Source organism: Kitasatospora sp. NBC_01300 (genome assembly GCF_041435235.1).
In the GTDB taxonomy this organism is placed as follows: domain Bacteria; phylum Actinomycetota; class Actinomycetes; order Streptomycetales; family Streptomycetaceae; genus Kitasatospora.
On the sequence record NZ_CP108408.1, the window covers coordinates 6894113 to 6915670 of the forward strand.

A 21558-nucleotide genomic window follows, 5' to 3' on the forward strand; every position below is an offset into this window, starting at 1 on the left:
ACCGGGAGCGACGTCGGCGCTGGTAGGAGGGGCGGCCGGGGAGGCTTCGGGCGCCCGCCGGTCCCCGGCTCCACCCAAAACACAACTCAGTCATTCTCTTAACCAGGTTCAGTTATGCTGCTCCGTGCGCCCGTGCTGCGGGCGCACGGCATGGCCGGACAGGTGGCAGTGACGGGGAAGAGGTGCGGCGATGGCGGGAGACCTCCGGCGCGCGGACGGCGAGCGGAAGGCGGCCGGCCTCGACGGGGAGCTGGAAGGCGAACGGGCCCATGTCGAGGCCTGCCGGGCTGCACTGGCCCGGCAGGTCGAGGACGCGGACCACCAGGTCGTCGCCGCGGAGGACGTCTCCGGCGACGGTGCCGGCGCGGAGGCCCTCGGCCGCTACCTGCGGACCCGGGCCCGGCGGATGCGGGAACTGCCGCAGAGCCCGGCGTTCTTCGGCCGGCTCGACTTCGACGACGCCCCGGAGACCGGCGACCACCGGCGCCAGCGCTACCACGTGGGCCGCCGCCGGATCTCGGCCGACCCGGCCGCGCCGCCGCTGGTGATCGACTGGAGGGCCCCCGTCTCCCGGGCGTTCTACCAGGCGAGCGCCGACCGGCCGCTCGGCCTCGCGAGGCGACGGCGCTTCGGCTGGGCGCCGTCGAGCCCCGGCGCGCCCGAGGACCTCACCGGCCTGGAGGACGAGTACCTGAGCCGCGCCGAGGCGCGGGGCGGGCGGCGAGGCGCCGGCGGCATCCTCACCGCCGAGATCGAACGCCCACGGACCGGGCCGATGCGTGACATCGTCGCCACCATCCAGCCCGAGCAGGACGCGCTGGTGCGCGGCGGGCTGGCCGAGTCGGTGTGCGTCCAGGGCGCGCCGGGCAGCGGCAAGACCGCCGTCGGCCTGCACCGCGCCGCCTACCTGCTCTACACCTTCCCCCAGCGGATCCAGCGCGGTGGCCTGCTGGTCGTCGGCCCGAACCCGACCTTCCTGCGCTACATCGCCGAAGTCCTGCCCGCGCTCGGCGAGATCGACATCGCCCAGTGCACCGTCGAGGACCTGGTGGCCACGCACCCCGTCCAGGCGGACGACGACGAGCGGGCCGCCGTGGTCAAGCAGGACGCCCGGATGGCGGCCGTGCTGCGCCGGGCGCTGTACGGGCGGGTCGGCGCGACCGGCTCCGAGGCGTTGGTCGTCCCGGACGGCTCCTACCGCTGGCGCGTCCCGGCGGACGAACTGGACCGGATGGTCGCCGAACTGCGGGAGCAGGACGCGCCGTACGCGATCGGCCGGGAGAACCTCCGTACCCGGGTGGTGGCCGCACTCCAGGACCGGGCCGAGTGGCGGTCCGGGATCAAGGGTGGAGCCTGGCGGACGAGGATCGGCCGATGCCGGCCGGTGGCGGCCTTCCTCGACGCGGCGTGGCCCGCGCTGCGCCCGGAGGCGGTGCTGGCGGCCCTGCTCGGTGACCCCGCCGTCCTGGCCGAGGCCGCGGACGGCCTGCTCGCCCCGGCCGAGCAGGCGGCGATCCGCTGGCACCGGCCGCCGCGCTCGCCGAAGAGCGCACGCTGGTCCGGGCACGACCTGCTGCTGCTCGACGAGGTGGCCGGGCTGATCGAGCGGCCGGCCGGCTTCGGCCACGTGGTGGTCGACGAGGCGCAGGACCTCTCGCCGATGCAGTGCCGGGCGATCGCCCGCCGCAGTGCCTTCGGTTCGCTCACCGTCCTCGGCGACCTCGCGCAGGCGACCGCGCCGTGGTCGGCGCGCAGCTGGCCCGAGCAACTGGCCCACCTGGGCAAGCCGCAGGCGGCCGTGGTCCCGCTGACCACCGGTTTCCGGGTGCCGGCGGCCGTGCTGGCCCTGGCCAACCAACTGCTCGCCGCGCTGGACGTGGGAGTCCCGCCGGCCCGCTCGCTGCGCCAGGACGGCGAACTGACGGTACGTCAAGTCGGTGACCCGGCGCGGTCGGTGGTGGAGTCGGTGCGCGGCGCGCTGGAGCGGGAGGGGTCGATCGCGGTCATCGCCGCGGACGCGGAGGCCCCGGGGGCCGCCTCGGCACTGCGGGAGGCCGGGGTGGCGGCCGCGTCGGCGGCGGAGGTCGGCACCTCGGCGCGGGTCACGGTGCTACCGGCCTCGCTGGTCAAGGGACTTGAGTACGACCATGTGATCGTGCTGGAGCCCGCCGCCATCGTCGAGGCCGAACCGCGCGGCCTGCACCGCCTCTATGTGGTCGTGACCCGGGCGGTGTCCCGGCTGGACGTACTGCACGCCCGTCCGCTGCCGACCGCCTGGTCCTGACGCCGGCCGGGCGGCCGGGCGGCCGGTCGCGGACGGGAGGGGCGGGCCGTCAGGGAGCGGAGGTGGGGGCCTGGACGGGCGGGCCGGTGAGCAGGGTGCCGGTGTCGGAGTAGGGCCAGCCGTTCGGGACGCAGCCGTGCAGGCCCTTGATCTGCTGCATCATCACCGGTGCCGGCGCGCCCGCGCCCGGGCAGTCGACGTGGCCGTTGCCGAGGATGTGGCCGACCTCGTGGTTGACGGCGAGCGCGTGGTAGAGCTCGGGCTTGCCGACGTAGAACTCCGACAGCTCCGTCCAGCGCTTGAGGTTGATGACGACCTGGTGGCCCACGCCGCAGTTCACCGTGCCGCCGGTGTCCAGGCCGTACTGGCCGCAGATCCGGTCGGTGGTCTCCGGGGTGGCCAGGTAGACGGTGAAGTCCACCGGGTCGGCGGGCATGCGCTGGAAGGAGGCGGTGCCACCGGCGGCCCAGCCGTACTGGACGTTCCCGAGGACCGCGTCGACCTCGGCGGCGAACTGCCCGGGGCTCTCGGCGATCCCGTTCTCCGCCCGCACCTTGTAGCGGTACAGGTGCTCGCCGGTGCCGAAGCGGGGTGAGCCGCCGGCGGCCGTGGTGAACTGCATCGGCTTCTGGCCCTCGCCCGGGGCCCACGGGTGCCACCACAGCAGGCCGGCGGTCACGGCGCCGGCCGCCACCAGGGCGAGCGCGCCGTGCCAGAGCCGCAGGCGCCGGAATCCGGTGAACCTCTTCATCGGCTGCCCCCGGCCGCGAGGCGCGCCCTCGCTCCGGTGGTCGGGTCGGGTCCGGTGGACCCGCCGGGTATGGAGGTGTGGGGCGTCGGGGTGGGCATGGCGGTGAAGGGCTCCTGGGCGGGTCCGGTCGGGATCAGACGAGTCTAGGCGGAGTTCGGACGGGTTCAGGCAGGTTCGGACGGGGTTCGGTCGCGGAAAGGAAGGGCGTTGTGGGGAGGAACGGGCGAAAGCGGACCACCGGTTCAGCCGGTCGGTGACGACCCGTCGGTCGCGCGGACCGATCGGTTCCCAGAACCACTCGAAGGTGCCACCCGTGCGGCGTGTCCCTCGGCGTCGGCGGCGCTTTCCGCTGTCGTGGTGCACGTTGATCACCGGCCGCGTCCGAGCGGGCCCGGCCGGGCTTCCCCACCCCACCCCACCCCACCTCACCTCACCGGAGGCACCACCATGTCCATCACCACCGTCCTCACCGTCGACGGCATGAGCTGCGGCCACTGCGAAAGGACGGTCAGCGCCGGGCTGGCCGCCCTCCCCGGCGTCACCGGGGTCAGCGCCGACGCGCCGACCGGCCGCGTCACCGTGGCGTCCGCGCAACCGCTCGACGACGCCGTGCTCCGTGGCGCGGTCGCCGGGGCCGGGTTCACCTTCGTCGGCCGGGGCTGACCCGCCCCCGGCAACCGGCCGAGGGGGAGGGGCGGCCTGGGGCCTGTCCGGCGGATCCGCCGGACAGGCCCCGGGCGCCCGGGCCGTCCACCGGCGTCAGCCCATGCTCTTCGCGCCGTCCAGGGCCTCGCGGATGATGTCGGCGTGGCCCGCGTGCTGGGCGCTCTCGGCGACGATGTGCATCAGCACCCGGCGGGCCGACCACTCGGTGTCGGCCTCGAACCAGGGGGCCTTCGGCAGCGGCTGGGTGGCGCCCAGATCGGGGAGGGTGGCGACCAGGTCGTCGGTGCGGCGGGCCACCTCGGCGTACTCGGCCAGGACGCCGGCCAGCGTCTCGCCGGGCAGCAGGCGGAACTCGTCCGCACGGCGGGCGAAGTCGGCCTCGGTGAAGCTGCTGAAATCGGGCATGGCGGACGGGCCTTCCACGATGAAGGCCACCCAGAACCGCTCGACCGCGCTCACGTGCTTGATCAGGCCGCCCAGGCACAGTGCGCTGACGGTGGTCCGCAGGCCGGCCTGCTCGTCGGTGAGGTCGCGGGTGGTGAAGCGCAGGAAGTGCCGCTGCTTGGCCAGGGCCGCCAGCAGGTCGGCGCGCTCGCCGGTGGTGGTGCTGTTGTTCGGGGTCGCGGTGCTGGTCATGGTGATGGCCTTCCGTTCGGTTCCTGCTCCTTCGGACAAGCTCCACGCTAAACGCGATAGCGGCCACTTTCTGGCCTGAATTCCGGGATGATCGGAGTCATGGCGAACACCAGCACCCGGACGCTGCGACTGCTCTCCCTGCTCCAGACCCACCGTTACTGGCCCGGCGAGGAACTGGCAGACCGGCTCGGGGTGTCGATCCGCACCCTGCGCCGTGACATCGACCGACTGCGCGAACTCGGCTACCCCGTGGAGGCGCAGCGCGGCGTCGACGGCGGCTACCAACTCGCCGCGGGCGCCGCGCTGCCCCCGCTGGTGATCGACGACGAGGAGGCGGTCGCCCTGGCCGTGGGCCTCCAGGCCGCGGCGGAGAGCCCGGTGGAGGGCATCGCCGAGGCCTCGGTGCGGGTGCTGGCCAAGGTGGTGCAGGTGATGCCCGCCCGGCTGCGGCACCGGGTCGAGGCGCTGCGCGCGGTGACCGTCCCCGTCGGCGGGGGCGCCACGGCCGGGCCGGGCGTCGACCCGGACCGGCTCACCGTGGTCGCGCTGGCCTGCCGGGACACCGAGCGGCTGCGCTTCTCCTACACCGCCGCCGACGGCCGGCACGCCGAACGGCAGGTCGAACCGCACCGGCTGGTCTGCCTGCACCGCCGCTGGTACCTGGTCGCCTACGACCTCGACCGGCAGGACTGGCGCACCTTCCGGCTCGACCGGCTGAGCGCGCCGCAGGGCGGCGGCGTCCGGTTCGGGCCCCGTTCGCTGCCCGCCGCCGACGCCGCCGAGTTCGTCCGGGCCGGTCTCAACGGCGTGCCGCGCCCGTACCGGGTGGCGGCGCTGGTGGACGCCCCGGCCGCGACCGTCCGCGCACGGGTCGGCCGGTGGGGCACCGTCGAGGAGGTCGACGCCGGGCGCTGCCGTCTGGAGATGACCGCCGACTCCCTGGACTGGCCGGCCATGGCCCTCGGCTCGCTGGGCGCGGACTTCCGCGTCCTCGGCCCGCCCGAACTGCTCGACCTCGTCGAGGAGTGGGGGGCGCGGTTCACCCGGGCCGCGCGGGGTGGCGCGGGGGAGTAGGACACCGGGGCAGGACGTCGGAGCAGGACATCGGGCGGGCCGACTTCTCGTGCGGTTGGTGCTGCGCGTGCGGCGGGTCGGCCCCCGCAGCGGGCAGGCCTGCGGGCAGGCGGGCCGTGCGCCGCGAGAGGCCTCACGGCGGGATCGCCTCGACGGCCGTGCGCAGCCGCCCCAGCACGCCCGCCAACGCGTCCAGCGGCGGCGTGGCCAGCGCCAGCCGGACGGCCCGGGGGCGGTGCGGGCCGGTGGCGAAGGCGTCCGCCGTGGACACCAGGATCCCCTCGCCCGCGAGGACGGCCGCGACCCGGTCGGGCCGTTGGTGCTCCGCCAGGCCGAGCCACACCAGGTAAGAGGCCGGGTGCGCCGTGACGTCCAGGCCGGCCAGGGCGGTGGCGGCGACGCGCTGGCGGGCGGCGGCGTCCGCGCGGCGGTGCCGCTCCAGCCGGGCGACCGTGCCGTCCGCGAGCCAGCCGGTGGCCAGCGCCGTCACCAGCCCGGGCGCACCCCAGGCCGCGGCGCGCAGGCTGCTGGTCGCGGCCCGCAGCAGGCGCCCGGGCAGCACGGCGAAGCCGAACCGCAGGCCCGGGGCCACGTTCTTGGACAACCCGGCGACGTAGCAGGTGTGTTCGGGCGCCAGTGCGTGCAGCGGCGGGGGCGGCGAGACCTCCAGGAAGGCGTACGTGCCGTCCTCGATCAGTGTGCAGCCGCGGGCGGTGGCGATGGCGGCCAGTCGGTCGCGCTGCGCCCGGTCGAGCACCCAGCCGAGCGGGTTATGGACGGTGGGCATGGTGTACACCGCGCGGACCGGCCGGGCGCGGCACAGCCGCTCCAGCGCGTCGAGGTCCGGTCCCGTCGCGGTGACCGGCACGGGCGCCAGGTCGAGGCCGTGGGCGGCGGCGAGCAGCTTCACCCCCGGGTAGCTGAGCGCGTCGACGGCGAGGACGTCGCCGGGCCGGGTGAGCGTGCGCAGCACGCAGTCGAGTGCCTGCTGCGCCCCGCTGGTCAGCAGGATGTTCTCCGGGGCGGTGTCGACGCCGCGCCCCAGCAGGTACCCGGCCACCACCGCCCGGTCGTGCCGGTGGCCGCCGGGCGGGTGCTGGCGCAGCAGCGCCTCGGCGTCGCCGGAGGAGGCCAGCGTGCGCAGGGCCTGCCGGAGCAGGTCCCCCTGCCCGGGGGCCAGCGGCTGGTTGAACGACAGGTCCGCGACCCGGGGCACCGGGAGCGCGCGGGAGGGCTCGATCCCGTCGTAGCCGGAGCGCGTCCGGACGAAGGTGCCCCGGCCCTGTTCCCCCACCACCAGCCCGGCGGCGGCGAGTTCGGTGTAGACGCGGGTGGCGGTGGCCAGGGCGATCCGCCGCTCGCGGGCGAGCACCCGGTGGGTCGGCAGCCGGGTGCCGGCCGGGAGCGCGCCGGAGCGGATGGCCGCCGCGAACTCGTCGACGATGGCCTTGTAGGAGGGCGGTCGCATGCGGCACCTGCCGTCGTGGGGCGTTGGGCGTCCAGGGTGTATCCAGGACAATAACTGGATTGTCCTGGAGGGTTGTTCCTAGCCTCGGTGCCGTCCGCAACCGGGCGGGCGCCGTGGGGGCGTCCGCCACCACGCGGGCGTCCGCCGGGTTGCGGGCGTCCGTGCCCAGGCGAATCGGAGCACCCGGCATGACCGTCCGCAGCGAGCGGGACCAGCACGTCGTCACCCTGACCATCGACCGGGAGCACAAGCTCAACGCGCTCGACTACCCGACCATCGACGCGCTGCTCGCCGAACTCGACCGCGTCGACGCCGACGACACCGTCCGAGCGGTCGTGCTCACCGGCGCCGGGCAGCGGGCGTTCAGTGCGGGCGCCGACATCCCGTCGCTGGCCGGGAGCATCGCGGGCGGGCCCGAGCGGGCGCTGCGCGAGGTCGTCCGGCGCGGCCACGCGCTGACCCGGCGGATCGAGGAGTTCCCGAAGCCGATCGTCGTCGCCGTCAACGGCCTCGCCTACGGGGGAGGGTGCGAGCTCACCGAGGCCGCCCCGCTGGCCGTCGCCGCCGAGCACGCGACCTTCGCCAAGCCGGAGATCTCGCTCGGCTTCCCGCCGCCGTTCGGCGGCTCCCAGCGGCTGCCGCGGCACGTCGGACGCAAGCGCGCCCTGGAGCTGATCCTGACCGGGGATCCGATCCCGGCCGCCCGTGCCGCCGAGATCGGACTGGTCAACGCCGTCGTCCCGGCCGGTGAACTGCTCGACGCGGCACGGGGCCTGGTCGACCGGATCATCCGGCACGCGCCGACCGCGGTGTCCGCCTGCCTGCGGGCCGTCACCCGCGGCATCAACCTGCCGATCGACGAGGGCCTCGCCGTCGAGGCGGCCTGCTTCGCGGCCACCGTGCCGACGGACGGGGTGCGGGAGGGGCTCCGGCGCTTCCTCGACCGCCCGGCGGCCGGCTGAGCCCGGCTCGCGCCCCTGGTCCCGGTGGTTCCGGGCCGGACCCGGCGTCCTTCGGCCAGGACGACGACAACGCGGACGGCCGGGCCATCCGATCGGATGACCCGGCCGTCGCGGCTCGCAGGGGGCTCGGTGCTCGCCGGGGGCGGGTGCCCTCACCAGGAGACCGGGTAGCGGACGGGGTGCCCGCCGATCCGGCCGGGGAGGAGGCCGATCGCCACCAGGATGCCGGTCGAGAGGACCAGCAGCGGCAGGAACGGCAGTGCCGGCGGGGCCTGGAGCACCACGACCACGGCGCTCGCGACGGCCGGGGAGTGGGAGGCAGGCGGGCGGCTGCGGTGGGGCGGTCAGGGCGCCGGGGGCTGTATGAGCGTCGCCGGGAGGTAGCCGGAGGAGAGGCCGAGCTGCCAGCCGTGCGCCTGGACGGCGAGTGCGGCCAGGGCGATCGGGAGGACCGGGAGCAGGCTGCGCGGGGCCGCGTCCGGAGCGCTGCTCTCACGGTGCTGGTCGAGGCGGGCGGCGAGGGCGCGCTCGAAGGTGCTCTGGTCGTCGTCGAGCAGGACGCGCAGCAGGTGCTGGTCCGGCGTGAGCCGACCGGCGGCGTCCAGCGCCCGGGCGGCCGCGGCGCGCTCCTCGGCGTCCGGCTTGCGCAGGGGCACGGGGCCGGGGGCGACCCAGGGCGAGACGGCGGTCGGCACGACGTGGAGGTAGGAGCAGAGCGCGTCCAGCTCGGCGAGGCTCGCCGGATCGGAGGTCGAGTCCAGGTCCGAGTGGGGCAGGCCGTTGCGGACCGAGGGCCCGTAGTCGTCCTTCAGCAGCGGGCCGAGCATGCGGTGGCGCTCCTGGATCAGGCCGCTGATCACGCACATCGCGAAGGCGTCGACCCAGGTGGCGGCCGTGGGGGCGAAGTCGACGGTGTCGCCGAAGCTGGTCTCTTCGCTGGTCAGCGTCTCGCCGATGAACGGGAAGGGGACCTCGAAGTCGCCGCGGGGGAAGCAGCCGAGGGACAGCACGCCGAGGGAGCACTCGGCCGCGGTCTCCAGGATGACTCGGGCGGGGTAGCCGCCGAGCGGCCGGCCCTCCAGGGTGAGCGCGCCGATGTGGTCGAGGAGCTCCTCGCCCATCGTCCGGATCTCCTGGATGGCCAGGCGGCCGTAGTGGATCCGGTACCAGCCGGCGAGGGCCCGGTCCTCGATGCCCTCCAGGGCCTGGGCGATCCGCTGGGGTGCGACCTGGTGGCGCGTGACCTCGACGTCCACGATCCGATGCCGCCTTTCCTTGATCGTCTGTTGACGGAACGGCACGCTAGCACCGGCCACCGACAGTCGATCACCCGTACGGGGGAGGGGCGGCGGCCGGGCCGCCGCCCCTCGTCCGGGCAGGTCAGAACGCCGAGTTGGCGCACCAGTGCGCGAGCAGCTCCTCGTCCCCGCGCACGTCGAGGCGGGCGGAGGCCAGGTCGAGGCGGCCGTACAGGAGCAGCAGCAGATCGGCGGCGCTCGCCCGGACGGTCGCGTCGGCCTCCGGGCTCGGGCCGTCCGCGTCGGGCCCGAGGTCGTCGAGCCCGAAGCCGTCGGGCCGCAGGCGGATCAGCCAGTCGCCGTCCGGGGACGTGGCGTTGCCGTCGGTGCGGGTGAAGCGGATGGTGCGGTCCGCGCCGCGCAGCTCGGCGGTCCCCGGGGCGAAGAAGGCGGCGTGGGGCAGGTTGGTGAGGAATTCGGACACCCCGTCGGCGGCCAGCTCCGGGTCGAGCACCGGGGTGCGCCCGAGGGCGAGTTCCGCGTCGGCGCGGTGCACCAGGGTCTCGAACAGCATCCGCCGTACCCAGAAGCGGGCGTGCTGGTCGGCGCCCCAGGCCCACATCGGGGCGTCGAGGTCGGTCTCCGCGAACGCGGCGCCGGCCTCGGCCGCGGCCTGCGCCAGCCAGGCGGGGTAGCCGTCCGGCCCGGCGGGCAGCCGCAGGTCGACCTCGCGGCTGCGGGGCGGCTGCTGGATCCGCTGCCGGAGCAGGACGGTGAACCAGCGCTGCACGCTGCCGGTGTGGCGGGTGAGGTCGGTCAGTGTCCAGCCGGGGCAGGTGGGCACCGGGGTGGTCGGGTCGGCGTCCTGGAGGGCGGCGACGAGCCGGGCGGTCTCCGCGGCGACGGCGGCGCCGTGGTCGATGGTGGTCATGAGGGTGCTCGCTCGGTGTCGGGGTGGCGGGGAGGGGCGAAACGGTCGGACGAGGGGCGGAACGGTCGGACGAGGGGGAGCGGTCAGGCGAGGGGCTTGTCGACGACGGCCTTGGCGTGGCTGAAGGTGTCGAGGGAGTACTCGCCGTGGTAGCGGCCCATGCCGCTCTCGCCGACCCCGCCGAACGGCAGCTCGGGCATGGCGAGGTGGGAGACCGGCAGTCCGAAGGAGAGCGCGCCGGAGGAGGTCTCCTCGGTCAGCCGCTGCTTGGTGTGCGCGGACTCGGTGAAGGCGTAGAGGGCGAGCGGCTTGTCGCGCTCGTTGATGAAGGCGATCGCCGCGTCGAGGTCGGGCACGGCGACGACGGGGAGGATCGGGCCGAAGATCTCCGCCCGCATCACGGGGGCCTCGGGGGAGACGTCGGCGAGGACGGTCGGCGCGAGGTAGCGGTCGGCGCGGTCGTGGGTGCCGCCCGTGACGGTCCGACCGTCGCCGAGCAGCGCGGTGAGCCGGTCGAAGTGGCGCTCGTTGACGATCCGGCCGTACTCGCCGCCGGTCGCCGGGTCGTCGCCGTACAGCTCCCGGACGGCGTCGGCGAGGTGCGCCTCCAGCGCGGACGCGCTCTCGCCGATGGCGAGGACGTAGTCGGGGGCGACGCAGGTCTGGCCGGCGTTGAGGAACTTGCCCCGGGCGATCCGCCGGGCGGTGACCGCGAGGTCGACGCCGGGTTCGACCACCACCGGGCTCTTGCCGCCGAGTTCCAGGGTGACCGGGGTCAGGTGCCGGGCGGCGGCCGCCATGACGATCCGGCCGACGGCGCCGTTGCCGGTGTAGAAGATGTGGTCGAAGCGCTGCTCCAGCAGCGCGGTGGTCTCCGGGACGGCGCCCTCGACGACCGCGACGGCCGCCGGGTCGAGGTAGCGCGGGAGCAGCCGGGCGAGCGCGGCGGAGGTCGCGGGGGCGAGCTCGCTGGGCTTGAGGACTGCCGCGTTCCCGGCGGCCAGTGCGCCGACCAGCGGGGACAGGGCGAGCTGGAGCGGGTAGTTCCAGGGCGCGATGATCAGGACCACGCCGAGCGGGTCGCGCACCACGCGGGCCGCGGCGGGCCGGAAGAACTCGGGCACGGCGGCGGGCTTCGGCCGCAGCCACTGCTCCAGGTGGGCGACGGTGTGGTCGAGCTCGTTGAGCGTGAAGCCGATCTCGGTGCGGTAGGCCTCGGCGGTGCTCTTGCCGAGGTCCTCGTGCAGGGCCTGGAGGAACGCCTCGGACTGCTCGGTGAGCAGCGAGCGCAGTGCTGCCAGCTGGGCCTGGCGCCAGGCGAGCGGCTTGGTCCGGCCGGTGTCGAAGGCGGCGCGCAGACGGGTGACCGTGGCGGCGGCGGTCTCCGGGGCGGCTTCCGGCGTGGCTTCGGGAGCGGCGTCCGGAGTGGCGGCAGGGGTGTGGTTCATGAGGGTCTCGCGGTCCTTCCAGCTGGCTTGAGGTCGTCGATGGTTTATGACCTCAAGCATTCTTGGACGGTAAACCTCAATGGTTGAGGGTGTCAAGCAATGTGCCTATGCTCGAACCGTGCACCAGAACCCCCACCCGGACCCACCGGCCACGCCGGGCGAGCTGATGGATCAGCTCGCCCGGGTGGCCGCGGCCTACTACCGCCACTTCGCCTCCGCCGCGGCCGGGCACGGGCTGACCCTGATGCAGGGTAAGACCCTCAGCCTGCTCACCCGGCCGCGCTCCATGCGCTCCCTCGCCGGACTGCTGTCCTGCGACGCCTCCAACGTCACCGGCATCGTCGACCGGCTGGAGGGCCGCGACCTGGTCCGCCGCGAGCCCGACCCCGCCGACCGCCGGGTCAAGAGCATCGCCCTGACCGACCGGGGCGAGCAGACCGTCCGGCTGATCCGGGCCGACCTGATGTCCGGCCTGACCGCGCTGGAACAGCTCTCCGGCCAGGACCGGGCCGCCCTGGGCGCGCTGCTGGACCGGGCGTTCCCCGAGACGGCGGCCCCGCCCGGCTGAGGCCGGGCCGCCGGCCCGAGGCGGGGCCGGAGCCCGGTCAGAGCTTCGTGGCCTCGTGGACCTGGTGGAGGTGGACGAGGACGTCGTGGGCCCGCCCGAGGGCGACGGAGGGCAGCGGGTCCTTCGTGAACGTGGACCCGGCCTCGTAGACGGGTCGGGCGGTGTCCAGCCACTCGCGGGCCACGCGCGGGGCGGTGCGCAGGTCGACGTAGTAGTCCTGGCCGCGGACCTGGTCCAGGGTGTACTCGTTCATCCCGGGCGTGGCCGCGGGCACGGTGTTCTTCTCCCAATTGGTGTCGAGGGCGGCGCCCATGGTGAGGAAGGAGCCCCGGTCGAAGGTGAACCCGATGTTCATGTACTCCGGGCCGAAGGTGTCGCGCAGGATCGAGCCCTGCGTCTTGGGGTACATCTCGGGATCGCTGGCCAGGTAGCCGACGTGCCCGTTGTGGGCGGAGAGCAGCATCCGGTCGCCGGTGTGGCGCTGCCACCACGCGGTGTTGTCGGCCATGGCCCGGTCGCGGACGACCTCCGCGGCGTTCACCGAGGCCTTGTCGGTGAGTTCGAAGGTGGCGAAGGCGAAGGTCTGGGCGATGATGCGGGCGTGCTGCACGGCCCAGTCGTACTCCTCGCCGCCCTTGCCCTTGGCGGCGGTGACCAGGTCCAGCGCCTGCTGCGCCTTGGCGGCGTTCTCCTTCCGCTCGGCCACCGGCCGCTTCAGGTAGGCGACGGTGTCGTCGAGCGGGCGCAGGCCCGCGTACAGCCCGTCCACGCGCGCCAGGGCCGCGGGGTCGGCCTTGCGCAGGTAGGCGTCGACCCGGGCGAAGACCTCCTCGCCGAGCTTGGGGGCGCCGACGTCGTCGCCCATGAAGTGGACCGGGTGCTCCGGGTGCTGGCGGTTGTACTCGCGCATCCAGCTGATCAGGTCCACGAACTCCTGGCGCTCCCAAGGTGATTGGCCCAGCTCGTCCTTGACGATCTGCCGGGCGTCGCCCTTGCCGTCCTGGAGGAACTTGTCGATCTTCAGGCCCGCCGACCAGCTCATCTCCAGGGCGAAGGTGGTGAAGCCCTTCTCCTGGACCAGGTAGCGGAAGACCCGCTGCTTCATGGTGAAGAACTCGTGCGAGCCGTGCGTGGCCTCGCCGAGGCCCACCACCTTGGCGTCCCCGACCATCGCGCCGAGCGCCCGCAGGTCGCTGGTGCTGCCGCCGGGCTCGGTCGACCGCAGCGGGTGCGCGGACCGCTCCAACGCGCGGACCACCGTGCTCCGTTGGCCGTCCACCGCAGGGGCGGCGGAGGCCACCGGGGCCAGCAGGGCGGTGCCGGCGGCCGCCACCGTCACCGCGATCAGCCCGCGTCGGCCGATCGTTCGCTTGTTCGCCGTGGTCATGATCTCTCCTCAGTTTCCTTGTCCCGAAAGCTCGGTGAGATGATCATCGTCCGCGGCGGGGGTGCGGCGCGCTGGGGCCGACCGCCGGGTTCCTCGGGGGGATAACCCCCGACCTGCGGCGATGCGGGGTCCGCCCGGCGGGTCAGAGCGCGGCGGCGCGGTGCGTCGGGCGGCCGTCCAGGACGGTCAGCAGCACGGGGACGTCCGGCAGTTCGGTGGCGGGGGTGGTGAGCGGGTCGGCGGCCAGGACGGTGAGGTCGGCGCGCTGCCCGACGGCGATCCGGCCGGCCTGCTCCTCCTCCCCGGCCGCGTGCGCGGCGTTGACGGTCACCGCCCGCAGCGCCTCCAGGGCGGTGAGCGCCTGCCCGGGCTGGTGCGGCGGCTGGGTCAGGTCGCGGCTCGGGCGGCGGTGGCGGGCGCCGGCCATCACGCCGAGCGGCGGGTACGGGGCGATCGGCCAGTCCGAGCCGAGCACGACGGTGGCGCCCGCGTCCCACAGGTCGCGGCAGCGCCAGGCGCGGTCGGCGCGCTCCTCGCCGAGGCGGCGGGACCAGTTGTCGGTGTGGTCGGCCCGGGTGAAGTCGCAGCAGTGGGTGGGCTGCATGGAGGCGATCACGCCCAGCTCGGCGAAACGCCGCAGGACGGCGTCCGGGACGGTCTCGATGTGTTCGATCCGGTGCCGGACGGTACGCGCCCCGGCGGCGGCCGCCCCCGGGTCCTGCGCCGAGGCCCCGGCCACGGCGTCGAGCGCGTGGCGGACGGCGGCGTCGCCGATGGCGTGGGTGGCGGTCGGCACGCCGGCGCGGTGCAGGTGCGCGATGACGCGGGTGTACTCCGCCGGGTCGGGCCAGAACGCGTGGGTGGACTCGCCGTGGCAGTCCGGGCGTTCCAGCCAGGCGGTGCCGTTGTCGATGGTGCCGTCCATGAACAGCTTGACGCCGTCGACCCGCCAGAGCCGGCCGCCCCGGTGCTGCTGTTCGACGAGGGCGCGCAGCCCGTCCGCGTCCACCCCGGGCTGGCACCAGGGGGCGACCCGCAGCCGCAGCGGCAGCTCGCCCGCCTCGTCGAGTTCGGTGTAGAGGTCGAGGCTGTCGCCGTTCGCGTCCATCGCGTGGCCGCCGGTGAGGCCGGCGGCGGCCATGGCGGTGAGCGCGGCGGCCAGGCGGGCGCGGCGTTCGGCCCGGGTGGGCTGCGGGGCGGCGCGTTCGACCAGTTCGCAGGCGGCGTCCTCCAGCAGCAGGCCGGTGGGGCGCCCGGTCGCGTCGCAGACCACCTCGGCGGCCTGGGCGAAGCTGCGCGGGCCGTCGACGCCGGCGAGTTCCAGGGCGCGCGGGCTGGCGAGCATGGAGTGGGCGTCGAAGAGTTGGAGCAGCGCCGGGACGCCGTCGAGGACGGGCGCGAGCGCGGCGGACTCCACCGGCCGGTCGCCGAAGACGTTCGGGTCCAGGCCCCAGGCGTGCAGCCAGGCGCCGGGGGCGAGGGTGCGGACCTCGGCGGCGAGGGCGGCGCGGACCCCGGCGAGGTCGGTGCAGCCGGAGAGGTCGAGGCCGTGGGTGAGTTCGGCGCCGGTGACCGGGTGCAGGTGCCCGTCGACCAGCCCGGGGGTGACGGTGGCGCCCTTCAGGTCGACCACCGTGGTGGCGGCGTCGGCGAGTCGGCGGATCTCCCGGTCGTCGCCGAGGGCGGCGATCCGGCCGTCGGCGACGGCCAGGGCGGTCTGCGGGAGGGGGCCGCCGGTCGCCGGGTCGAGCAGGCGGGCGGACAGGAGGACGAGGGAGGTGCGCACATCGGCTCCAACGGTGCTGCGGGGTGGGGGAGTTGTGGGGTGGTCAGTCGTGCCGGGTGAGGGAGCCGTCGGGCAGGCCGAGTTCGCGTTCGGCGGTGGCCGCGGCGAGCCGGGTGACGGCGGAAGGGTGTTCGCGCAGGCCGGTGTTGGCGTGGGCGGCGAGGCCGTCGATCACGACCAGGATCTGAATTGCCGCCACATCGCCGTCCTCGGTGCGGAACTCGCCCTGGGTGACGCCCGCTTCGATGACGCCGCTGAGCCGTCCGCGCCAGCCGGCCTGCTGCTCCAGGACCCGGTCGCGCAGGACGGGCCGGTAGCGGCTGAGGTGGCGGGCGTTGAGCCAGAGCCGGCTCATGTCGTCGTAGGCGGGCCCGGTGGCGCGGGCGAAGAACCGTGCGAGGTGGTGCAGCGGCGACCCGTCGTGCGGGTCGGCGGGCAGCAGCGTCTCCAGTTCGGCGGTGGCGGCGCTGCCGAAGGCCTCGGCGACGAGGTCCTCGACGGCGGGGAAGTAGTGGCTGATCAGACCGGGGCGGACGTCGAGCTGCTCGGCGATCCTGCGCAGCGTGATGCACTCCAGGCCCTCGGTGAGGGCGACGGCGGCCGCCGCCTCGACGATCTCCGCCCGCCGGTCGTCGGGGGATTTGCGGACCCGTTTGCGCTGAACGCTTGACGTCATGTGCCGGATGCTATTGAGTGTGCGACCAATAAGCAAGCAGGTGGGCACGACACCCCCACGGAGGGCCCCCAATGGCGTCCACGCTCCCGGACCACCCCCACCCCGACACCCGCGCCGCCGCGCCGCTCCAGCAGGAGCGGGCCGGCCGGGTCGAGGTCCACGGCATCGACCACATCCCCGAGACCGAACGGCGCGGCCGCGCCCGCGAACTCTTCTCCGTCTGGGCGGCGGCCAGCGTCAACTACCTCAACCTGGTCGTCGGCGGCACCCTCGTCCTGGCCGGGCTCGACCTGCCCCAGGCGTTCGCGGTGGTCGTCGTCGGCAACCTGTTCTGGCTGGGCACCGGCCTGCTGGCGGTCTCCGGACCGGCCGCGGGCGCGCCCAGCGAGGTCATCACCCGCGCGCTGTACGGCGTCCGCGGCAACCGCGTGAACAACGCCGTCACCGGCTGGATGATCTCCGTCTGCTACTTCGCGCTCAACCTCGCCGCGGCCGCCGTCGCCGCGTTCTCGCTCGTCGAACAGGCCGGGATCACCCCGACCACCCCGATCAAGATCGCCATCGTGGTGGCCATCGTCGTGGTGACGCTCACCATCAGCGTCTACGGCCACGCCGCGATCCTCCGGCTCTACCTGCCGATCACCCTGGTGCTCGCCGCCGCCTTCGCCGTCGTCGGGTACGTGGTGCTCCGGCACGCCGACTTCGGCTACGCGCCCGCCGAACCGCTCTCCGGCACCCGCCTGTGGTCCGCCGTCCTGGCCGGCGTCACCCTGATCGCCTCCGGCCCGCTGTCCTACACCACCAGCGCCGACTTCTCCCGCTACCTGCCGCACACCACCTCCCCGCGCGCCGTCCTCGGCTGGACGGCCCTCGGCGGCTTCCTGCCCAGCGTCGCGGTCGGCGGCCTGGGCGTACTCGCCGCCAGCGCCGTCGACATGACGGACCCGCAGGCCGCCCTCCAGCGGATCCTGCCCGGCTGGTTCGACCCGGTCTTCCTGCTCGCCCTGGTCGTCGGCACGATCGCGGTCAACGCGCTCACCGCCTACAGCGCCGGCCTCGCCTTGCAAGCCGTCGGCATCCGGATCCGCCGCACGCTCAGCGTGCTCGTCGACGGCACCGTCGCCGTCTGCCTCACGCTGTACGCGCTGCTGGTCTCCAACTTCCTCGACACCGTCAGCAACGTGCTCCAGCTGACCGTCGTCCTGCTCGGCCCCAGCACCGCGATCTACGCCACCGACATCCTGCTGCGCCGCAACCGCTACGACGGCCGCGCGCTCACGGACGAGAGCCCGGGCAGCCCCTTCTGGTACCGGGCGGGCGTCAACCCGGCCGGCGCGCTCGCCCTCGCGGCCGGGGTGGCCGGCGCCGCGCTGTGCGTGGACACCCTGTACACCGGGCCGGTGGCCGCCCTCGTCGGCGCGGACCTCGCGCTGCCGGTCGGCATGGTCGTCGCGGCGGCGGTGTACGCGGTGCTGATGCGCGGGAGGCTGAACCGCCGGGGTGCCTGAGCGCGGTCTTCCGGCGGCCCCCGGCGAACTGCCCTTCCTCGGGCGGGTGCTGAGGACGCTCGGCCGGGACGCGCCTGGGGGCGGCCGGTTGTCGGTGGCGTCCGTTAGGGTGCGGACCGGCGGCCCGGCCACGCGGGTCGGCGCGAGGTGAGGGGGCGTCATGACGGACGGTACCGAAGGGGCGGGGGGCGAGGAGGGCATCCGGTGGCTCGCGGACGCCGGGTGCTCCGTCGACGGCGTCCTGTTCGCCCGGGGGATACCGCCGCAGGAGCTCGCCCGCCGGATGGGCGCCGATCCGGCCGCCGCGGCCGGGCCGCTCAGCGGCACCGAGGTGTGGGACCTCGACATCGAGGTGTTCCGCCCGAGCGACGACGGCGACGGTGTGATCCGGGTCGGCGAGTCCGGTGACTGGTCCTTCGCGGTTGAGTACGGCGACTCCACCGGCGGCGAACGGCTCACCGAGATAGCGCGCGACGGGGTCGAGGTGGTCCACTTCCGCCCGATGCCGGACCACCCGCCCGCGCTGCTGGACTACGCCCGCGACGGCGCCGTGCTGTGCGGGTTCGGCCTCGCCGAGGAGCGCTGGCGCTGGGGCCGGGAGCCCGACCTGCTGGTTCCCGAGCTGGTCGCCGCGGGCGTCCTGGAGCCCGACGGGATCACCCGCGGCCCCGGGGGCGAGCCGCCCGCGGCCGTCCGCCGCCGCACCCTCGGCGCGGTCGGGCGGCGGTTCGGGCTGAGCCTGCCCCGGGCCGTCCTCGGCGAGCTGCGGCTGCCGGCGTACGCGGTGCGGGGCAGGCCGGGGATGGCGCCGCAGGGTGGTTGAGCCCGGCCGTTCCCGGGCCCGCCCGGGCCGCGCACCGGACGTTTCGGACGCCCCGGGCGCGTGATCAGTCGGAGCGCGGCCTGGTCCGGGCGGCCCGGGCCTCCAGGTGGCGCCGCTCGGCGAGGCTGGCGGTGGCCTTCGCGGCCAGCCGGTAGTGCTCGTGGGCGCCGGCCGGGTCGCCGGCCTTCTCCAGCAGGTGCGCCCGGACGGACAGCAGCCGGTGGTGCCCGGCCATCCGCCCGTCACCGTCCAGGGCGGACAGCAGGGCCAGCCCGGCGGCCGGGCCGTCGGTCTCGGCGAGCGCGATCGCCCGGTTGAGGGTGACCATCGGGTTGGGCGCGATCCGTTCCAGGATCAGGTAGAGGGCGTGCACCTGGGGCCAGTCGGTCTCCTCGGCGGTGGCCGCGTCGGCGTGCGTGGCCGCGATGGCGGCCTGCAACTGGTAAGCCCCCAGGGTCGGGCCGGCCAGCGCCGCCTCGACCAGTCCGACGCCCTCGTCGATCAGCGCCCGGTCCCAGGCCTTGCGGTCCTGCTCGTCCAGCGGCACCAGGTCGCCGGCCGGGGTGGTCCGCGCCTCCCGGCGGGCGTGGGTCAGCAGCATCAGTGCGAGCAGCCCGGTCACCTCGTCGTCCTCCGGTAGCTGCGCGTGCACCGTCCTGGTCAGCCGGATCGCCTCGCGCGCGAGGTCGGGGCGGTGCAACTCGGGGCCGGAGGTGGCGGTGTAGCCCTCGTTGAAGATCAGGTAGAGCACGTGCAGCACGACCCGCAGCCGTTCCTCGCGCTCCGCGCCGTCCGGCAGGGCGAACGAGCTGCCGGCGGCCCTGATGCGCTGCTTGGCCCGGCTGATCCTGGCCGCCATGGTGGCCTCCGGCACCAGGAACGCGCGGGCGATCTCGGCGGTGGTCAGACCGCCGACCGCCCGCAGCGTCAGGGCGGTCCGGGAGGCCGCGGTGAGCGTCGGGTGGCAGCACAGGAACAGCAGGACGAGCGTGTCGTCGGTGTCCGGCACCTCCGGCGGCAGCGTCTCGGCGGCCGTCGCCGACTCCCGTTCGCGGCGCGCGCGGTCGCGGCGCAGCTGGTCGATGAGCCGCCGGGCGGCGACGGTCACCAGCCAGCCGTGCGGATTGTCGGGCATGCCCTCGGACGGCCACTGCAGGGTGGCGGCGAGGACGGCCTCCTGGACGGCGTCCTCGCACCCTTCGAACCGGCCGTAGCGGCGCACCAGGGTGCCGAGGACCTGCGGCGTGAGCGCACGCAGCAGGTCCTCGAAGTCCGGTGCTGTCATGCCTCCAAGTGTCCGTCGGCGAACATCACCTGGCGCACCTCGACCCCCAGGCCCTCGATCGCGGTGTCCGGGATCAGCGCCGCCAGCGCGATCGCCCGCTCCTTGTCCTCGCAGTCGATCAGGTAGAAGCCGCCCAGGTACTCCTTGGCCTCCAGGAACGGGCCGTCGGTCACCACCGGCTGGCCGTTGCGCACGGTCACCACGGCGGCCTGGGCCGGATCGGCCAGTGCCTGGGTGGTGATCAGCTCTCCGGACGCCTTCAGCGCCTCGATGAACTCGCCGTGGCCGCGGCCGATCGCCGCCTTCTCCTCGTCGGTCAGCGCGTCCATCACGGCCGGGTTGATGTGCAGGCTGATCAGGAACTTCATCTCGTGCTCCTCGTGGTTCGCGGGCCCGGCTGGGCTCCTCGACCGGTGGTCGGAGCCGTCGCCGCGGTCTTGACGTCCTCCGCCGGACGTTCGGAGGAATCCTCGCGGCCGCATCGCCACCTCGCACCTCGCACCTCGCACCTCGCACCTCGCGCGTCTCCGTACGGCCCGCATGGGGAGGGCCGGGGGCCGGGAACCGCCCCGCCGTCACCCGGGAGTGTGATGGCCACGTCACATCGGGCGCCGCTACTGTGACCCGGTGGCGGAGCGTCACATGGAGCGGGTGGGCCGTCCCGGCCCGGTCCCGTCAGGAGGGGCAGTCATGAAAAGCACTCGTCGTGTGTTCGGAGCGGTGCTCGCGGCCGCCGCCCTGGCCGCCTGCGCCCCGTCGGCGTCGCCCGCCGCGGCCTCGATCGCCGCGCCGGCTGCCTCGGGGGCCGAGGGAGCCGGGGGCGCCGGGGGAGCCGCGCCGGCCGCGGTGGCGAGCGGGAAGGCGGCCTGGACCGGCCAGTTCCGCGGCTACGGGACGGACCAGTGGAAGCACGCCTGGGGCGCGGTCGACCAGGGGACGTGGGGCGGTTCGGACCTGAGCGCGGTCGACGACGCGGCCGCTCCCGGGGGCGGCTCGGCGCTCCAGGTCACCTACGGCGCCGGCTCCTCCTCCAACCAGTGCACCGACTGTCCGAACCCGGGCGGCGGCCAGTTCTACACGGATCTGACCAGCCTGGGCCTGTCCGCCCTGGCCCAGGGCCGGACGCTGGACCTGAAGTACTCCCTCAAGTTCCCGGCCGGCCGGGACTGGGGCAAGGCGGGGAAGCTGCCCGGACTGTACGGCGGCAAGATCGGCGAGGAGTCGGGCGGCAACCACGGCGCGGGCTGGTCGACGCGCTACATGTGGCGCGGCGCCAAGGGCGTGCCGGACAACGGCGAGGTCTACCTCTACACCCCGACCAACTCCGGCCCGACCGGCTACGGGGTGGACGAGGGGCTCGGTGACTGGCGGTTCCAGGGCGACGGCGCGTGGCACAGCGTCGAGCAGCTGGTCGACCGCGGCACCGGGGACGTCACCGTCTGGTACGACGGCCGTCAGGTCTACGCGGCGCGCGGGGTGGCCTCGGGCATCGGCAGGATCCCCTTCGGCGGCGTGTTCTTCTCCACCTTCTACGGCGGCCACGACACCAGTTGGGGCCCGGCGAGCACCCAGCACGCCTACTTCGCGGACTTCTCGCTGTCCTCCGGCGTCCAGCACTGACCGTCAGCCGACCGTCACCGTCACGGTGAAGGCCCGCTGCCCGGGCGGGCAGGCCAACGCCTCGCCGCAGGTGGTGCGGTGGGCGGAGAGGCGGGCCGTTCCGGGGGCGGCGGCGAGGAAGCCGGCGGTGACCTGGCCGCAGCCGCCGCCCGGTCGGCAGGAGGGGGCGGGGGTGGTCGCGGTGGCGGTCGGACGCAGCGTCCGCGGGTTGTCGCCGGCGGCCGGGGACCAGTAGGTGCTGTGCAGCTCGACCCGGACGACGGTGCCGGGTGCCACCCGTACGGTCGTGCCGTCGGCGTGCTCGTCGAGCACCAGGGCGGCCGGGGCGGGCGGGCCCGGCGCGGCGGGGCCGGTGTTCGACGAGCAGCCGGCCGCCAGGGCGAGCAGGGCGGCTGCCGCGAGCGTTCGCACGGTCACGGCTCTTCTCCTTCGCTGGGTCGGGGTGCG

21 protein-coding genes are annotated in these 21558 nt (G+C 74.9%); 8 read left to right on the top strand and 13 right to left on the bottom strand.

The window, feature by feature from the left end:
- Positions 1–190: 190 nt before the first annotated feature.
- The gene (locus OG556_RS30050; RefSeq protein ID WP_371521629.1) at positions 191–2284 is read left to right on the top strand and encodes an AAA family ATPase; all 2094 of its coding nucleotides are present in this window, start codon (positions 191–193) and stop codon (positions 2282–2284) included.
- A 49-nt stretch (positions 2285–2333) separates the two neighbouring features.
- Here the strand turns inward: OG556_RS30050 and OG556_RS30055 are convergent, their stop codons facing one another.
- On the bottom strand, positions 2334–3035 hold the full coding sequence (locus OG556_RS30055; protein WP_363624563.1) for a DUF3152 domain-containing protein: 702 nt from the start codon (positions 3033–3035) through the stop codon (positions 2334–2336).
- Positions 3036–3482: 447 nt separating this feature from the next.
- On the opposite strand from OG556_RS30055, the gene OG556_RS30060 reads away from it, so the two are divergent.
- The gene (locus tag OG556_RS30060) at positions 3483–3698 is read left to right on the top strand and encodes a heavy-metal-associated domain-containing protein (protein ID WP_363585818.1); all 216 of its coding nucleotides are present in this window, start codon (positions 3483–3485) and stop codon (positions 3696–3698) included.
- Between the two features lie 96 nt (positions 3699–3794).
- Here OG556_RS30060 and OG556_RS30065 read toward each other — a convergent pair whose 3' ends face one another.
- Positions 3795–4337 carry a DinB family protein gene (locus tag OG556_RS30065; protein WP_363624561.1) on the bottom strand — a complete coding sequence of 181 codons (543 nt, stop codon included), beginning with the start codon at positions 4335–4337 and terminating at the stop codon, positions 3795–3797.
- Between the two features lie 99 nt (positions 4338–4436).
- On the opposite strand from OG556_RS30065, the gene OG556_RS30070 reads away from it, so the two are divergent.
- The gene (locus OG556_RS30070; protein ID WP_371521631.1) at positions 4437–5411 is read left to right on the top strand and encodes a helix-turn-helix transcriptional regulator; all 975 of its coding nucleotides are present in this window, start codon (positions 4437–4439) and stop codon (positions 5409–5411) included.
- Between the two features lie 133 nt (positions 5412–5544).
- On the opposite strand, the gene OG556_RS30075 is transcribed toward OG556_RS30070, so the two are convergent.
- Positions 5545–6879 carry a PLP-dependent aminotransferase family protein gene (locus tag OG556_RS30075; RefSeq protein WP_371521633.1) on the bottom strand — a complete coding sequence of 445 codons (1335 nt, stop codon included), beginning with the start codon at positions 6877–6879 and terminating at the stop codon, positions 5545–5547.
- Positions 6880–7067: 188 nt separating this feature from the next.
- Here OG556_RS30075 and OG556_RS30080 point away from each other — a divergent pair, with 188 nt between their 5' ends.
- On the top strand, positions 7068–7841 hold the full coding sequence (locus OG556_RS30080) for an enoyl-CoA hydratase-related protein (RefSeq protein WP_371521635.1): 774 nt from the start codon (positions 7068–7070) through the stop codon (positions 7839–7841).
- A gap of 152 nt (positions 7842–7993) precedes the next feature.
- On the opposite strand, the gene OG556_RS30085 is transcribed toward OG556_RS30080, so the two are convergent.
- The 4 genes from OG556_RS30085 to OG556_RS30100 all read right to left on the bottom strand — a co-directional run bounded on the left by OG556_RS30085 (position 7994) and on the right by OG556_RS30100 (position 11458).
- Positions 7994–8125 (bottom strand): hypothetical protein, encoded by a 132-nt coding sequence (locus OG556_RS30085; RefSeq protein ID WP_371521637.1) that lies wholly within the window; start codon positions 8123–8125, stop codon positions 7994–7996.
- 60 nt (positions 8126–8185) lie between these two features.
- On the bottom strand, positions 8186–9097 hold the full coding sequence (locus OG556_RS30090; RefSeq protein ID WP_371521639.1) for an immunity 49 family protein: 912 nt from the start codon (positions 9095–9097) through the stop codon (positions 8186–8188).
- Positions 9098–9221: 124 nt separating this feature from the next.
- Positions 9222–10010 carry a maleylpyruvate isomerase family mycothiol-dependent enzyme gene (locus OG556_RS30095; RefSeq protein WP_371521641.1) on the bottom strand — a complete coding sequence of 263 codons (789 nt, stop codon included), beginning with the start codon at positions 10008–10010 and terminating at the stop codon, positions 9222–9224.
- Between the two features lie 83 nt (positions 10011–10093).
- Positions 10094–11458 carry an aldehyde dehydrogenase family protein gene (locus OG556_RS30100; RefSeq protein WP_371521643.1) on the bottom strand — a complete coding sequence of 455 codons (1365 nt, stop codon included), beginning with the start codon at positions 11456–11458 and terminating at the stop codon, positions 10094–10096.
- A gap of 118 nt (positions 11459–11576) precedes the next feature.
- On the opposite strand from OG556_RS30100, the gene OG556_RS30105 reads away from it, so the two are divergent.
- A complete protein-coding gene (locus tag OG556_RS30105; RefSeq protein ID WP_371521645.1) occupies positions 11577–12026 on the top strand; it encodes a MarR family winged helix-turn-helix transcriptional regulator in 450 nt (149 codons plus the stop codon).
- 37 nt (positions 12027–12063) lie between these two features.
- Here OG556_RS30105 and OG556_RS30110 read toward each other — a convergent pair whose 3' ends face one another.
- From OG556_RS30110 to OG556_RS30120, 3 genes are all read right to left on the bottom strand, one after another.
- Positions 12064–13413, bottom strand: a complete 1350-nt coding sequence (locus tag OG556_RS30110) for an erythromycin esterase family protein (protein ID WP_371521647.1) — start codon at positions 13411–13413, stop codon at positions 12064–12066.
- Positions 13414–13555: 142 nt separating this feature from the next.
- The gene (locus OG556_RS30115; RefSeq protein WP_371521649.1) at positions 13556–15199 is read right to left on the bottom strand and encodes an amidohydrolase; all 1644 of its coding nucleotides are present in this window, start codon (positions 15197–15199) and stop codon (positions 13556–13558) included.
- 43 nt (positions 15200–15242) lie between these two features.
- A complete protein-coding gene (locus OG556_RS30120; protein ID WP_371521651.1) occupies positions 15243–15875 on the bottom strand; it encodes a TetR/AcrR family transcriptional regulator in 633 nt (210 codons plus the stop codon).
- A 71-nt stretch (positions 15876–15946) separates the two neighbouring features.
- Between OG556_RS30120 and OG556_RS30125 the strand changes: the two genes are divergently transcribed.
- Both OG556_RS30125 and OG556_RS30130 read left to right on the top strand, forming a co-directional pair.
- Positions 15947–17383 (top strand): cytosine permease, encoded by a 1437-nt coding sequence (locus tag OG556_RS30125; protein WP_371521653.1) that lies wholly within the window; start codon positions 15947–15949, stop codon positions 17381–17383.
- Positions 17384–17543: 160 nt separating this feature from the next.
- Positions 17544–18206: a DUF6461 domain-containing protein gene (locus OG556_RS30130; protein ID WP_371521655.1), complete on the top strand. Its 663-nt coding sequence runs from the start codon at positions 17544–17546 to the stop codon at positions 18204–18206.
- Between the two features lie 64 nt (positions 18207–18270).
- On the opposite strand, the gene OG556_RS30135 is transcribed toward OG556_RS30130, so the two are convergent.
- A complete protein-coding gene (locus tag OG556_RS30135; RefSeq protein ID WP_371521657.1) occupies positions 18271–19491 on the bottom strand; it encodes an RNA polymerase sigma factor in 1221 nt (406 codons plus the stop codon).
- Complete coding sequence (locus tag OG556_RS30140) at positions 19488–19859, bottom strand: YciI family protein (protein ID WP_371521659.1); 372 nt, start codon at positions 19857–19859, stop codon at positions 19488–19490. Before OG556_RS30140 ends, OG556_RS30135 begins: the two co-directional genes overlap by 4 nt.
- A 322-nt stretch (positions 19860–20181) precedes the next feature.
- Here OG556_RS30140 and OG556_RS30145 point away from each other — a divergent pair, with 322 nt between their 5' ends.
- On the top strand, positions 20182–21111 hold the full coding sequence (locus tag OG556_RS30145) for a polysaccharide lyase (protein WP_371521661.1): 930 nt from the start codon (positions 20182–20184) through the stop codon (positions 21109–21111).
- 3 nt (positions 21112–21114) lie between these two features.
- Here OG556_RS30145 and OG556_RS30150 read toward each other — a convergent pair whose 3' ends face one another.
- The gene (locus tag OG556_RS30150) at positions 21115–21528 is read right to left on the bottom strand and encodes a hypothetical protein (protein WP_371521663.1); all 414 of its coding nucleotides are present in this window, start codon (positions 21526–21528) and stop codon (positions 21115–21117) included.
- Between the last annotated feature and the right edge of the window lie 30 nt (positions 21529–21558).

Bases quoted from the DNA above. Each gene is read 5' to 3' on its own strand.
- OG556_RS30050 (WP_371521629.1), top strand. From the start codon at position 191: ATGGCGGGAGACCTCCGGCGCGCGGACGGCGAGCGGAAGGCGGCCGGC.
- OG556_RS30055 (WP_363624563.1), bottom strand. From the start codon at position 3,035: ATGAAGAGGTTCACCGGATTCCGGCGCCTGCGGCTCTGGCACGGCGCG.
- OG556_RS30060 (WP_363585818.1), top strand. From the start codon at position 3,483: ATGTCCATCACCACCGTCCTCACCGTCGACGGCATGAGCTGCGGCCAC.
- OG556_RS30065 (WP_363624561.1), bottom strand. From the start codon at position 4,337: ATGACCAGCACCGCGACCCCGAACAACAGCACCACCACCGGCGAGCGC.
- OG556_RS30070 (WP_371521631.1), top strand. From the start codon at position 4,437: ATGGCGAACACCAGCACCCGGACGCTGCGACTGCTCTCCCTGCTCCAG.
- OG556_RS30075 (WP_371521633.1), bottom strand. From the start codon at position 6,879: ATGCGACCGCCCTCCTACAAGGCCATCGTCGACGAGTTCGCGGCGGCC.
- OG556_RS30080 (WP_371521635.1), top strand. From the start codon at position 7,068: ATGACCGTCCGCAGCGAGCGGGACCAGCACGTCGTCACCCTGACCATC.
- OG556_RS30095 (WP_371521641.1), bottom strand. From the start codon at position 10,010: ATGACCACCATCGACCACGGCGCCGCCGTCGCCGCGGAGACCGCCCGG.
- OG556_RS30100 (WP_371521643.1), bottom strand. From the start codon at position 11,458: ATGAACCACACCCCTGCCGCCACTCCGGACGCCGCTCCCGAAGCCACG.
- OG556_RS30110 (WP_371521647.1), bottom strand. From the start codon at position 13,413: ATGACCACGGCGAACAAGCGAACGATCGGCCGACGCGGGCTGATCGCG.
- OG556_RS30120 (WP_371521651.1), bottom strand. From the start codon at position 15,875: ATGACGTCAAGCGTTCAGCGCAAACGGGTCCGCAAATCCCCCGACGAC.
- OG556_RS30125 (WP_371521653.1), top strand. From the start codon at position 15,947: ATGGCGTCCACGCTCCCGGACCACCCCCACCCCGACACCCGCGCCGCC.
- OG556_RS30130 (WP_371521655.1), top strand. From the start codon at position 17,544: ATGACGGACGGTACCGAAGGGGCGGGGGGCGAGGAGGGCATCCGGTGG.
- OG556_RS30135 (WP_371521657.1), bottom strand. From the start codon at position 19,491: ATGACAGCACCGGACTTCGAGGACCTGCTGCGTGCGCTCACGCCGCAG.
- OG556_RS30140 (WP_371521659.1), bottom strand. From the start codon at position 19,859: ATGAAGTTCCTGATCAGCCTGCACATCAACCCGGCCGTGATGGACGCG.
- OG556_RS30145 (WP_371521661.1), top strand. From the start codon at position 20,182: ATGAAAAGCACTCGTCGTGTGTTCGGAGCGGTGCTCGCGGCCGCCGCC.